Below are 12,818 nucleotides of genomic sequence, written 5' to 3'. Positions count from 1 at the left end.
ATGGCGAATAAAAATATATTTCAAAATGAAAATGTGAAACTTCGTTTGATTAATTTAGAGTATAGCTATAAAAAAAGATTTGCCTCACAAAATCCAAATGAAGTAGCGAAAGCTAAAGAGGATTTCAAGACAGATATTCGTAGAATTTACAAAGAAGAAACAAATCATGAACTTACAGAAGAGATAGAGATTTATACATCAAAAGAAATTCTCCAGCAAAACAAAGACAAAACACTAAAGAATTCAGGATATGACGGTACGGCTATTCACTTAAAAGATAAGAAACGACATATTGACCAGCTCCATATTATATCTGAAGGCAGTGCAGATAATGAAGATTGGAAATATAATTTCTTTGGTTTGTTTTTGGGAATGGATAAAAAACAATACAAGGCTACAAGAGAGTTTACGAGGGTTTCCAAGAGGAAAGCTGGGAACTCTAAGGAACTCAAAACGTATGCCATGGGACATTCTCTTGCGAATAATAACCAAGTTTTAGTACAGCTTGTGAATGGTGAATTTGATGAGGTGTATGGGGTAAATGGGGCACAAATAAGTGTAGATCATTTATTGCTTGTTGATAAAAAAATGGCAAGAGAAATAAGAAAAAAATATCAAGTGAACGATCTTTCATCTATCCCAAAAGAAAAACTCAAAAAAGCCATCCTCAAATACTACAACGACAAAGGCGTCACCGCCAACATCACCCAGCGCGTCTCCAAAGACGACCCGCTTTACGGGGTCAGTAGCAGAGGGGATTTCATCACGTTCGGCGATGTGAGGATGACGGATACAAATCCGAATATCAAAGGGCTGCGAAGTGTCATTGATCATATTCCTGATGAAGATGTGCGGAAATTGAAAAGATACTTTCAGAAATATGCGGCTGATTATCGAAAGGGTGGTATTCAAGGTTTTGCTATGAGTGCAATAGGCGCTGATATGGACTTTTTAAACGGTTTAATGAATGAAGAGGGTACAGCTCAAAAAATCGCATATTGCGTACAAAACCCGATCCGTTTATCAAATATGATTGGTGCACTGGATCAAAAGCTGCCTAAATTCAAAGAATTTTTGAAAAAAGTCAAGGATTACAGCGGCCCTATTCTCGATCAGCTTGAAGAAAACGGTTATATTGATAAAACGAAAAAAAAGACCATCCAAAAAGACATAGACGAAGTAGATCGGCTGACTGGGAAACTGGATGTTTTATATGAAAAGATCAAATTCCTTGTCGACTGGAAGACCGTTATATTCACTCTTAGTGATCGTCAACTTTCTCAATCACTAATAAACGATTTAATCGCATTTTATGCTGTTTGTACAGAGTTGGGAAAAGCCCTGGGCAAACTGGACCAAGATACAAAAGACCTTCTCAGCCTCATCGGCGAAGGCCATGGATTGACACCGATGTTAAACGCTTTATCCAAAAAGAAAGGCATCAGCTACCAAGGCGGGGATCTTTATTTTTCCAAGAAAGGCAAGGACGGAAAAGAGATTAAAGTCAATCTGTCGTCGGCCGTCAGAATTTATCAGGTCGGGATGGCCGCCATTTCCAAGATTGAGGATGAAATCGACCGTTATCAGCGCGTTTTTCACCACGAAATTCACGATCATTTTGCAAATCAAAAAGCCGCGCTTACGAAAGCGATTCATGACATGGAAGCCAATCCCTCCCAATATCAATATGACCTTCAGTTCAAACTTGCCTCAGACATCGCCGGATTCGGCAGCAAGCTGGAAAAAATCAGTGTCAACGAGTCGTTCCACACAGCTGCGCTTCCACAGTGTGACGGAGTCGTCAGCGAATTAAAAAAACAAACCTCAGACAAAAAACGATTTGTGAAAGACATTCGCTCAAGCATTGAGAAACTTTGTGATGAGGACAAGCAAATCTCGGCGTTATTTGATTTTAAGGCATAGGAGGATTCAATAGAGATGGTAAAACCGTTGTTCGAGGAAACTAAAACGGTTTCGACAACATATATGTTTTTAAGCAGCATTTCGGCAAAGGAAAAAGCGGCCCGTCTGAACGCTCCGCTGAAAGGCATATTGAAAGAGCTGAACGAGTTTGACAAGAAGCTAAAAAGTGAGATTGAAGGGCAAAAAGGCATGATCATCACGAAAATCAAAGAAGAACTGGATCACAAAAGCGAAAACCGCAAAACGGTCATCACCCGCATGAAACAAGATAATGAGCAGTTTGCCGGCAGCTATCATGACATCATTGAAAATCTGCGGAAACAAAGCGTGACACTCCACTATAAAAAGAATAAGCCCCTGGATTAAAAAAGATGGCCCCTGCAATCAGAGGGCATCTTTTTTCAACAAAACGGCCATTTCCTCTCATCCGACTAAAATTGACGGACGTTCCGGATTTACCTATACTTGAAGAACTGAAACAACAAGGAAAACGGGTGAACATGTCATGGAATTTGAAATTCGCTATATTTCTTTTTACGTCATCCAGGTCGACGGCAAGGATGAGCAGGCCAACAAGCAATATAAACATTTTCAGACGCTGGATACAGAGGAATTTGAAAACAGTGAGCTGAAGGATTTCTTAGACGGGGAATTGAAAAAAATCGTCAAGCGGAAAGCCGAACGCCATCCGAAGTCAGAACAGGTGCCGACGAAAATCGGCCGCTTCATCACAGAGCCGGGGCATGAGCTCGACTCCAATCCAAACTATAATCTGTTTCACAAGACAAAGCTGGCCGAGACAAAGGAAGAATTCAATGAACTGAGCGAACAGTTCGTCCGCACATACCTCGATACGAGCGCCGTCAGGGGAGGCGTTTTTTTAGTGGCGACAGCCGTACCGCGCAAATACTTCGATGATACATTTGTCTTTGTCATGAAGTGCGATTTTGAACCGAAGGTCGCTTCGATCGCCGATGAATCGTCGTTGATTCGCAAGGTCGAAATGGCGATCACGACGAAAAACATGAAATCGATTCAGTATCCGCACATGCCTGAAGAGGGGATGACAGAGGAAAGCGAAGTGAAAATTCACCAGGCCTCACACGCCCGCTACTTCGAAGATTTCCTGAAGTTCGTCGAGTACGGCGAGTCGATGCCGGAAATCATGAAATCGCAAGTGATGAACATGGTGCAGGAGCACGTGTATGAAGCGTTTGAAGACAAAAGTGAAGAGCTCCAGCAGTTTGAACACGACCTCGAAATCTGGGAAGCGAGCGAGAAGCGGGAGATTCAGGAACGCCTTGACACCCATCAGGTGATCGAAGCTTCCGCTCAAATCGTTGAGCACATGCCTGAAGCAGAACTGAAAATGAAATTGGGAGAAACCGAAATTAAAGGATTGCTGGCCGAATTCGGAGACTCGATCCATCTCGCCAAAGTAAACGGCCGCTATGTGGCGCTGATTGAAGCGGAGACGATTACCTTTGAAAAGGGGAGCTCGCCGGTGGAGTTTTATAAGCCTGAAGGGCTGCACGAGGTGATTGAGCGGATAAGGAATAAGAGCGGCAGTGAGGAGGATTAGAACCTTTTTCCAATAAAAAATGGCATCCTAGAACGGATGCCATTTGCCTATTTAACTTGTTACTGAAGCACTTCTTTTAGCAATTCGATTGCGTTTTCTTCACTCGGATCGTTTGTTCCGAGTTCGCCTCGGAAGGCTTTGGAGAGGATGGATTGTTTTAGAGTTTCTAAACTAGATTCAAGTTGAATAATTAATTTTGAGTAATCATCTTTTGAGAAAATTTCATTTAGAATTTTAACAATAGCATCTTGTTCTTCTTTAGGTGGCAAAGGCAACTGGTAGTTTATTAAGAAACTTTTCGGGCCCCTTTGTTGTCCAACAGCTTCTGTCATTTCTCGCTTGGCTTCAGTTCTAAATCGCTGTGATCGAACCAGATAGTGAATATACTGTTCATTGATATATTCTGAAGTCCGTAAAACATGGAATTCTGTTGAACCAAATCCATACCCGTTTTTTACATTTCTAGCTATACTGATTTTTCCGTTTTCCATACAAGGAGTTATTTTCGATCATTTTCTAGAAAGAATGTATAGTCTTTCTTAACTTTAGAGTATACCCTTTTTTCTGGCTCTTCTATTTTTCCTGTCTTATCACTAACTGCAGGCATTGGTATGAATGTGCACATTTGATCTTCAGATACATTATCGAGCTTTTTCTTTGGAGGATTAACTTGTATAACCTCTCCCAAACTCACCATTTTCCACTTCTCTGGGATCTGTTCGTTTTTTTGCTCTTCATTCAATATTTTCAATATTTTTGGGTTTAACGAGATTAATTATTTTTCTATATAGCGTTTCTACACTTTCAATATTGGGATGTTGCCCTCTCCATTTTTTTATTAAAATACCACGAAACGCCTTATCCAAAATAGCCGCTCAGCGAAGTTCAAACGTTTCCTTTGCTTCCTCAATCAATCGCTTTGCTTCTTCGATTTTACCGAGAAGGCGTTCGACTTTTTCGCCCAATTCGTTTTTGTTCACAAAAAGGAGGGAGAGGTACTAGTTGTTGTTTTATAGTTGATAAATTTAGTTCAACTTGATTTGTACTACCGCTCCATGAATTGTTAATTTTATTTTGGATAAAAGGACCTGATAACCATCTATATAGTAAGTTACTACTTATAGCATTATTATTAGGCCTTACTACTGTCACATCGCATCTTTGATTGAGTGTTTTTCCTGATGCGAAAGGTTTATTTTCTTGGATGCTTAGGGTTTATTATCCAATAACCGTCTATAAAGTGATAAACTCTATACTGATCATTACTTTAGTCATGCAGTTTTTGGGAAGTGAGGTATTACAAATGATCGGTTCAATCCTAGGAGAAACGCTGGCTCTAGATATCATGAAAGTCGATTTATCGCTGAAGAAGGAATTTTTGGCCGAGTTGAAAGCCTGCCGCGCAGAGCTAAAAGCCGATAAAACAGAGTTCTCTGATTCCAAAAAGATGATCACAGAACCGCAGTTGTCGTCTCATACGTGGCAAGGCAGCCTCGCTGATTCCTTTGAGCAGATTCGAGACTTGATGAAGACTGCCTACAATGACATTAGTGGAAAACAACTTCCTGATGTTTTAAGCAAGATTGATGAACGAATCAAAACTTTACAAGAGGACATTCACTCGCTTAGCCAAGAAGTTCGTTCTTTGGAGAAAAAGATAGAACATGAGAAGCGAGAAGCGCGAAACAAGGAGTAATTGAAAAATGGGTCAAGAAATAAAAGTGAAGACCGGTGAAGTCAAACAAGCGATTTCTAAATTGAAGCATTCAAGCCATTCGATAAAAGCGTCGGTTCCGACAGATGTCAAAGGCCAGAATCATTTAGATACAGCGAAAAAGATAGATGAATTAAATCAAACAATGAATGAGGTTGCTGAATCCTATGCCTCGGCTTTTTCAAAACAAATCGCCCAAATTGAATCAGCCGTTGAAGCAATCAAGGACACCGACAAACAGCTGGCTTCATCGATGAAAACGAAATAGAGGAGAATTTCTATGAAGACTCTGGATGTTCAAGCGTTACGAAATGGAATAGATGATACGCTGGAACAGTTAAAAAAACAAGCAGATGAAATTGCCAAAGTCAAAAAAGCGTCGACGGCATCACATCTCTTGATGATGCCTTAAAAGGAAAAGGCGGGGACGCCATTCGCGCCTTTTACGAAGAATGCCATACTCCGTTCTTGCGATTCTATGAAACGTTCATTGAAGAATACCAATCGGCATTGAAAAAAATCAAAACCTCACTGGATTCTTTTGAATCAAATCACAACGGATATATTTCACAAGCCTTTCTCGAACACGAACTGGAACAAGGCTTGAACGCGGCCGATCGAACAACGAAACATTTGGTTTCCAGAGCCAATGCCACGATCTCAAAAGTCAGCCATATCGCCGATTTACCTCAGTTGGATGACAGTGATTTTCATGAACAGAATCAGAAAGCCAAAAAGGAAATCAGCAGCACTCTTGAAAAGCTCCATGCTTTTGACAGGGAGCAAACAAACGCCCTGAAAACTGCTGAACAAGACCTTGAAACGATGCAAAAATACATTACAAGGCTCGAGAAAATGTATACCGGGCCTAAAATTGAAATCACCGGCTATCAAAAAGGATCGATTTTAAAACCGGATGAAAATGAAATCAACGGGATAGCGAGCGGACTTCAGGGCAAGCTGGAGAATGCCGAGTCGTCTCCGATGGAGATAATGCTTGAAAAACTCAACAAAAATGAAGGATCCAATGTTGATACGGTGGCTGGAAAAGAGAATGATGAAAAAATCAATCAAGAAATTCATGCAAAAAATACTGTTTTGACTGACCTGCAAAAAGAATTAGCAAAACATCCGGAGGTTTATGGAGATATCCGTGTAATTGGTGGTAAACTATATAATCATAAAGGATGGAAAAAGGTCAAAACAGTTGATGTTGCCGATGAAGTGGTTCAAAATCCAGCAGACATTAAATATATCGGCGGTCGCTACCATGTGTATGAAAATAACCAAATCGTAAGAGAGTACATTGTAAACGGCAAAGTGAAGATGGAAGTCGTCGAGCATATACCAGATAGCAGGAGTCAAGGTAGTATTAAGCGCGATTTTGAAGGAACTTCTTTAGAACCAGTAAATGATATAGCTGACTTTGCCGGAAAAGAACTAACAGGCGGTAATGATGCGCTTCGAGTCATAACTGGTAAAGATCCTGATACAGATGAAAAAGTCTCTGGAATCGAGCGTGTTACAGACGGAATTTTTTTAACACCTGTTGGAAGATTACTGAAATACGGCAAAAAAGGATTCAAGTTATTCAAAGGTGAAGAAGCAGCAAAGAAAGTTTCAAAGGTTAAGGAAGGTCCTCGAGGAAAGAAACATAGTAAGTGGTGGCATCCGGGATATGTAGATAACTTAAGTCCTGCCAAAACTATTCTCGGGGTTAAAAAATCACCTAAAGGTTTATCGACGCTTGGTAGTTCTACACGTCAAAATGCAGTAGATGCGGGAAAAGGTTGGGTTGGTAATGGAGCAAAGAAAATACTTGATAAATCGGGGAATTTTATAGGATATAAAAGTGCAGATGGAATGAGAGCTTTTAGGCTGCAATATAAGCCAAAAGAGAAAATGTGGAGAGCAAACTTCACTGAAAATGAAATTACGGTTGTTGGGTCGAAAACGGAATTAAGAAATGTACATGTAGATATATTAGATTAAGAGGTGGAAACTATGTTGGAACTTAAAGCTTTAACAAAGGATTATGAAAACTGGGGTCATGATCCAGATGATTTCTATGTTTCATTTGAACTTGATGTAGGGGAACAAGATATTCCAGGAGCCTCTGATTTATTTATTTTTCATCTTATTAGTCCAAAGAGATTAAATAAGATTCTTGAAAGTACAGAAATTGAATTAGGTCATGGATATTTAATAATGAATGATTTTAATATGAAAACGATTAGTACTACTGTAGAAAATATCATGAATAAGTGTAAAGATGAGGATTATGATAAGTACATCAATAATTTATCTCAATACTTTAAATGGCAAGGATAAGTATAATTAAAAATAAGATGTTTTTGAAAACGATAACTTTACAATGTCACAAGTACATATACGAGTTTGAAAGCACTTTTCCTTTGTGGATGTACTTTGAATTAAATACGTTAATAGGGAAAATCTTGGTTCGGTCTGTCCAAACTTGAACGCTTTCGCTTGTCTGTTTGTGGTCATACTAGCTGAGGGTGGGAACACTTCCTTTATCAGGATCATTTACATGATTCTTGGTTTTTTTCGTTGTGGTGCAACAAAAAACCGTTAAAATAAGAATTTCTTTAAGGAACGGAGGGATTTCCTTATGGCATACATTCGATTCCGATTTTCGCTAACTAAATAGTGAACAAAGTCTCTGCCTGTGTGCGGGGAAAATCGGAATTGGTCTGCCTTTTTAGGGAACCCTCATCAACATATACAAGGGAAGAGGCGCGATTCGGCGCCTCTTTTTTCTGTGAATGGAAAACACTTTGTCATCTCTTTTTCCGTTTCTTATCAACACAGGCAGACGACCTGTGTTTTTTTATGAAAAAATAAAGGGGAAATCATAGATGACAAATGTTAACAGAAAAATTGAACACATGTTGAGCTTGGCGGAGAAACATGGACTCCGCCTGAAACGGCAACATGCCGAGCTGAATGAGTCGGGCATGGATTTTCAAGTCGCTTTTGCCAATGATGAATATGGTGTCAGGTGGGTGCTGAGAAGACCGAGGCGTGAAGATGTCATCAAAAGGGCAGCCGATGAAGGCAAGGTTTTGCAGCTGTTAAAGAGCCATCTCCCTGTCGATGTTCCGGATTGGCGGATTCATACAGCGGAGTTGATCGCGTATCCGAAGCTTGCCGGTATTCCGGCGGCGGTCATTGATATGGAGATCAAGAATTATGCATGGAATATGAATCACCAGCCGCCGTCTGAAGCGTTTGTGAGGTCATTGGCGAAAACGCTCTCTATCCTGCATGGCATCGATCATCAGACCGCAGCGGCACGGGGCATACAAGTGTTAAGCCCGGATGACGTAAGGCAAACAAAAGGCGAACAGATGGAGCGGATCAAAAAAGAGCTGGGTGTCAGCCGCGAGCTTTGGGAGCGATGGCAAAGGTGGCTTTCCGATGATTCGTATTGGCCCAGTCATACCGCGATGATCCACGGCGACCTGCATCCGCCTCATGTATTGATTGACGATCATGACCAAGTCACGGGCCTTTTGGATTGGACGGAGGCTAAAGCAGCTGATCCGGCTAAAGATTTCCTTCTCTATCAGACGATTTTAGGAGAAACGGAAACGGACCGGCTTATCGCGTATTATGAGGAAGAAGGCGGCCGCGTCTGGCCGCGGATGAAAGAGCACATTACGGAAATGCAGGCCGCCTACGGAATCGACATCGGCCTGTTCGCACTTGTGACAAAGGAAAAAGAGCACATGGATATGGCGATGGAGGCGTTAGGGATAAAGTAATTAAAGTCAAAAGCTCCCCTTAAGATTTTCTTAAGGGGGAGCTTTTAATGTCGATTGATGAAGAAACGGTCAAAATGGAATTTGGAGTGATCAATCCCAGTGGTACCTTCATCTCACAATGTATATACATAGTATAGTCGTAATATGCTCAATTTGTGCTTGCTGTAAACCAGCCAAACGCAAAAAAGGCTATCGATCTAATCGATAGCCTTTTCATGTTCATGGATATTATAAAAACACCTTTTCAATCAAATCAAAAAAAGCGGTTTTTTCTTCTTTTGGCAGCTTGTCAAACATCTTGTCTATCAGCGCCTGGCGGTTTTCCACCATTTGCGCGGCGATCCGTTTTCCCTCTTGTGACAGCTCGAGCCAGACGGTGCGGCGGTCTTCGTTATTTCTCGACCTGATGACAAGTCCGTCTTTTTCCAAATGATTCAGAGCGGTCGTAGTCGCCGAGGGAGACAGTGAAACGTCCTGCAAAATGTCCTTTACCGTACATGTTTGGCGTCTGTAGATGATGCGCAAAATAAACCCTTTAACACTGGTGATGTTTTTGGGGATCGTTTCTTCGTCTATTTTCTTTGAATAACGCAAATACTTCGTCAATGCATGGTCCAATAGATTGGCTTCTATCCTATGGTGCTTCATAAAGGTTTCCTCTTTTCCGGCATCATGTGAAAGGAGATTTCTGAACTAATCATACATAGGTCAATTTTATCATAAGGACGGCCGGCAAAAAACTTTTGCAGCTTTAAAAATTAATTATCTTCATTATCAATTCATAAACATAACAATTCCAATATGAAATAGTTTTACAATGGATATTTTTTGTTTTAGAATGAATTTGTGCGTCACAAAATCTCACCAAGATTTGTGAGAAACAATGAAAATTTGGAGATGAAAATGTTGGGTACACTTCAGCAATTAATCAATCATCATATGGAATCTTCTGATGAGTTGGAGGCATTGTCAGGGGGAGGACGAACGTTTACGTTTCAGGAATATCATCAACGCGTTAACCAACTGGCACACTATCTGCTGGAGGAGGGTGTTCAAAAAGGAGATCATATCGCGATTTTATGTAAAAATAATCACCACTTCCCGGTTATTTTGCTGGCGGCATTAAAAATCGGTGCGACTGCCGTTCCTTTAAGCTGGCAATTGACACCTTATGAATTAAAGGGAATCCTGGATAGCTGCCGGCCTAGGGCCATGTTTTATGACATGGAGTTCGCCGATACATTGTCACCTCTTCAGAAGGAGCTTCAGTTCTGCCTGATGATCGAAGCAGGAGCGGGAATGAACACGACCGAACAGTTTGAACGTCTTTTTAAAGACCGGCCGTCACGGGTAGAGGCGGCGCAGGTGACTGAACATGATTTGGCTTTAATGCTGTTTACATCAGGCACGACAGGGAATCCGAAAGGTTGCATGGTCAACCACGGCAGTCTGGCTGCTTATTTGAACGATGTCAGTGTGAAAGGAAAGCGGCTGAAAGGAACCCGCTTTTTGGCAAGCCATCCGCTATATCATATGAGTTCGCTGAATCATGTCTTGCAGGCCGCGTTTGACGGTGCGGCGCTGTATTTCTTATGGGACCCTGAACCGTTTGAAATCCTGCAGGAGATCGAGAAAAAACGCATCCATATGATGATGGCGTTTCCTTCCGTTTATACGTACATGCTCGAGGAAATGAAACGGCACCGGTTTGATCTGTCATCCATCATGATGCTTGCTTCCGGCGGTACAAAAGTGCCTGTGCGCTTGATTAAGGAATACAAAGATTTTGGAATTCAAATGGTGCAAGGCTATGGAAGTACAGAGGCATGGACGGTCAGTGTGTGGAGGCCGGAGATGGGCTGGGATAAAGCCAATTCAGCCGGCCAGCCGATTCCAAATGTCACAGTGAAAATCAAAGATCCGGACACACAGGAAGATCTTCCAACAGGTGAAGTCGGAGAGGTCGTCATCAAGAGCCCTTATGTGTTTGAAGGGTATTACCAAAACGTGGCCGCTACCCAAAGAGTGCTGAAAGATGGATGGTTTTACATGGGAGATTCAGGTTTTCTTGATGAAGACGGGTTTTTATTTATTACCGGTCGCTATAAAGATGTCATTGTTTACGGCGGTGACAATATATACCCGGATCAAGTCGAAGAGATCATCGACCAGGTGCCGGGTGTCATCGAGTCGGCTGTGATCGGTGTTCCCGATGAGATGTACGGAGAGGTTCCGCGGGCATATGTCGTCAAAAACGACAACTCTGACCTGCGGGAGGAAGACATTATCGCCTATTGCAAAGAACGTCTCTCAGACTATAAAATTCCTGAAGTCGTCTTTACGGATAGCCTTCCGAAAAACAGACTCGGCAAAATTGTCAAAACAGAATTGCGGAAAAAGGCTGTTAAAGGGCAGTGAGCCATTCAAAAGTGCATCCAGACACGCTGGATGCGCTTTTTTTTGTAACGTTTTCCAGCGCCAAACACACTACAACATTAGGGGGTGAAAATGGAAATGAAATTAAACTGGAAAACGGCAGCTGTGTGGATCGCGCTTTTTTTAATAGCCGGCTGCGGAGGTGCGAAGAATACCGGGCCGGCGCCTGTTCCCAAACAGCAGTCAGCGCCGGGTGCAGAACCATCATTTGCCGCAGCTGAACAGCAATTTGCTTTCGAGCTGTTTCGCGAATTGGTGAAGCAAGAAGGGTTGTCACATAACATCTTCCTCTCTCCGTACAGTGTGCAGCAGGCGTTGGTCATAACCGCCAACGGCGCCGCGGAAGACAGCCGAAAAGAGCTGCTGGATGCTTTGCATCTTAAGCGGATGAGGATGACATCGATCAACAAAGCGTCCCGTTCTGTGAAACAATTCTTCCATACGCTGGAGCACGGCGAGCTTTCCGTAGCAAACTCGATATGGTCCAGGCCTGATGTGAAGAAAAGTTTTGCAGATACCATTAAAGGGCTCGGACATGCTTACCAGCTTGACCGGGATTTACAGAAGGCGGCGGACAACATCAACGACTGGACGGCAAAGGAGACGAAAGGACGGATTGAAAAAATCGTCGACCGCGTCTCTCCTGACACACTCGCCTTGATTATCAATGCCGTTTATTTTAAAGAAAGCTGGAAACAGCCATTTGACAGCAATCTGACGGTTCCTCAGAAGTTTTATTCATCGGACGGCTCTTCAACAAAACATCCTATGATGATGCAGACAAACCGCCTTCCATATCTGGAAAACAAGGATTTCCAAGCCGTTAAGCTTCCCTATCAAGACGAACACTTGGCTTTTGTCGTGATCCTTCCGAAGAAAACGAAAACTCTTCAGTCACTGCTTCCTGTGATGACGTATGAGCATTGGCGGGACTGGCAAAAGGAGTGGGAATTGAAGCAGGTTGAGCTCAAACTGCCGAGGTTCTCTTTTGCTACAGAATATGTTTTAAACAAGCCTCTCAAAAATATGGGAATGCAAACGGTGTTTCATCATGCCGACTTTTCAAATCTGTTTGCGGAAAAAACGGGAGGTTTCATCAGTGAAGTCAAGCACAACACGTTTATTCAAGTGGATGAGAAGGGCACTGAAGCCGGGGCGGCCACGAAAGTCGAGATTGTTGAATCGGCCGCGGTTCCGGATGTGGCAATGACGGTCGACCGTCCGTTTTATTTTGCGGTAACGGATGAGAAAACCGGGATGCTTCACTTTTTAGGCAGCATCGCCAAGCCGACGGAAAAGTGAAATTGTTAAAATTGAGTATTGCTTCTATTATTTTCTTTAAAATGACATTTAATTGCCGATATAAGGAAAGGGA

At 42.2% G+C, this 12,818-nt stretch carries 10 protein-coding genes and 3 pseudogenes; 10 read left to right on the top strand and 3 right to left on the bottom strand.

The genetic code is table 11. The annotated features are described in order from the left end of the window. The 3 genes from M654_RS22275 to M654_RS22265 all read left to right on the top strand — a co-directional run bounded on the left by M654_RS22275 (position 1) and on the right by M654_RS22265 (position 3,505). Positions 1 to 1,923, top strand: a complete 1,923-nt coding sequence (locus M654_RS22275) for a DUF6792 domain-containing protein (RefSeq protein ID WP_026585736.1) — start codon at positions 1 to 3, stop codon at positions 1,921 to 1,923. A gap of 15 nt (positions 1,924 to 1,938) precedes the next feature. After that, complete coding sequence (locus M654_RS22270) at positions 1,939 to 2,289, top strand: hypothetical protein (protein ID WP_026585737.1); 351 nt, start codon at positions 1,939 to 1,941, stop codon at positions 2,287 to 2,289. 139 nt (positions 2,290 to 2,428) lie between these two features. Then, positions 2,429 to 3,505, top strand: coding sequence for a DUF3900 domain-containing protein (locus M654_RS22265; protein WP_026585738.1), 1,077 nt, complete (start codon positions 2,429 to 2,431; stop codon positions 3,503 to 3,505). Positions 3,506 to 3,564: 59 nt separating this feature from the next. Here the strand turns inward: M654_RS22265 and M654_RS24470 are convergent. Next, a pseudogene (locus tag M654_RS24470) lies at positions 3,565 to 4,507 on the bottom strand (restriction endonuclease subunit S); the annotation flags it as partial. A gap of 18 nt (positions 4,508 to 4,525) precedes the next feature. Next, a pseudogene (locus M654_RS24465) lies at positions 4,526 to 4,657 on the bottom strand (hypothetical protein); the annotation flags it as partial. A gap of 151 nt (positions 4,658 to 4,808) precedes the next feature. Here M654_RS24465 and M654_RS22245 point away from each other — a divergent pair. From M654_RS22245 to M654_RS22225, 5 genes and pseudogenes are all read left to right on the top strand, one after another. Next, positions 4,809 to 5,201, top strand: coding sequence for a YwqH-like family protein (locus tag M654_RS22245; protein ID WP_035427879.1), 393 nt, complete (start codon positions 4,809 to 4,811; stop codon positions 5,199 to 5,201). A 7-nt stretch (positions 5,202 to 5,208) separates the two neighbouring features. Continuing rightward, positions 5,209 to 5,487 (top strand): YwqI/YxiC family protein, encoded by a 279-nt coding sequence (locus M654_RS22240; RefSeq protein WP_026585742.1) that lies wholly within the window; start codon positions 5,209 to 5,211, stop codon positions 5,485 to 5,487. Between the two features lie 12 nt (positions 5,488 to 5,499). After that, positions 5,500 to 7,211, top strand: a pseudogene (locus M654_RS22235) (T7SS effector LXG polymorphic toxin). Between the two features lie 12 nt (positions 7,212 to 7,223). Next, positions 7,224 to 7,550: an Imm8 family immunity protein gene (locus M654_RS22230; protein ID WP_026585743.1), complete on the top strand. Its 327-nt coding sequence runs from the start codon at positions 7,224 to 7,226 to the stop codon at positions 7,548 to 7,550. Positions 7,551 to 8,098: 548 nt separating this feature from the next. Then, positions 8,099 to 9,007: a macrolide 2'-phosphotransferase gene (locus tag M654_RS22225; RefSeq protein WP_026585744.1), complete on the top strand. Its 909-nt coding sequence runs from the start codon at positions 8,099 to 8,101 to the stop codon at positions 9,005 to 9,007. Between the two features lie 228 nt (positions 9,008 to 9,235). Here the strand turns inward: M654_RS22225 and M654_RS22220 are convergent, their stop codons facing one another. Then, positions 9,236 to 9,655 carry a MarR family winged helix-turn-helix transcriptional regulator gene (locus M654_RS22220; RefSeq protein WP_026585745.1) on the bottom strand — a complete coding sequence of 140 codons (420 nt, stop codon included), beginning with the start codon at positions 9,653 to 9,655 and terminating at the stop codon, positions 9,236 to 9,238. A gap of 258 nt (positions 9,656 to 9,913) precedes the next feature. Here M654_RS22220 and M654_RS22215 point away from each other — a divergent pair, with 258 nt between their 5' ends. Then, the gene (locus M654_RS22215) at positions 9,914 to 11,425 is read left to right on the top strand and encodes a class I adenylate-forming enzyme family protein (RefSeq protein ID WP_026585746.1); all 1,512 of its coding nucleotides are present in this window, start codon (positions 9,914 to 9,916) and stop codon (positions 11,423 to 11,425) included. 90 nt (positions 11,426 to 11,515) lie between these two features. Then, positions 11,516 to 12,745, top strand: a complete 1,230-nt coding sequence (locus M654_RS22210; RefSeq protein WP_236251173.1) for a serpin family protein — start codon at positions 11,516 to 11,518, stop codon at positions 12,743 to 12,745. The last annotated feature ends 73 nt before the right edge of the window (positions 12,746 to 12,818 follow it).

Origin of the sequence: Bacillus sp. NSP9.1 (genome assembly GCF_000465465.2) — a bacterium.
Lineage (GTDB): Bacteria > Bacillota > Bacilli > Bacillales > Bacillaceae > Bacillus > Bacillus sonorensis_A.
Note: the sequence above shows the minus strand (reverse complement) of the source record. Positions and strands in the feature narration are given on the sequence as shown.

Coding starts and splice junctions, on each gene's coding strand:
- M654_RS22275 (WP_026585736.1), top strand. CDS start 1: ATGGCGAATAAAAATATATTTCAAAATGAAAATGTGAAACTTCGTTTG.
- M654_RS22270 (WP_026585737.1), top strand. CDS start 1,939: ATGGTAAAACCGTTGTTCGAGGAAACTAAAACGGTTTCGACAACATAT.
- M654_RS22265 (WP_026585738.1), top strand. CDS start 2,429: ATGGAATTTGAAATTCGCTATATTTCTTTTTACGTCATCCAGGTCGAC.
- M654_RS22245 (WP_035427879.1), top strand. CDS start 4,809: ATGATCGGTTCAATCCTAGGAGAAACGCTGGCTCTAGATATCATGAAA.
- M654_RS22240 (WP_026585742.1), top strand. CDS start 5,209: ATGGGTCAAGAAATAAAAGTGAAGACCGGTGAAGTCAAACAAGCGATT.
- M654_RS22230 (WP_026585743.1), top strand. CDS start 7,224: ATGTTGGAACTTAAAGCTTTAACAAAGGATTATGAAAACTGGGGTCAT.
- M654_RS22225 (WP_026585744.1), top strand. CDS start 8,099: ATGACAAATGTTAACAGAAAAATTGAACACATGTTGAGCTTGGCGGAG.
- M654_RS22220 (WP_026585745.1), bottom strand. CDS start 9,655: ATGAAGCACCATAGGATAGAAGCCAATCTATTGGACCATGCATTGACG.
- M654_RS22210 (WP_236251173.1), top strand. CDS start 11,516: ATGGAAATGAAATTAAACTGGAAAACGGCAGCTGTGTGGATCGCGCTT.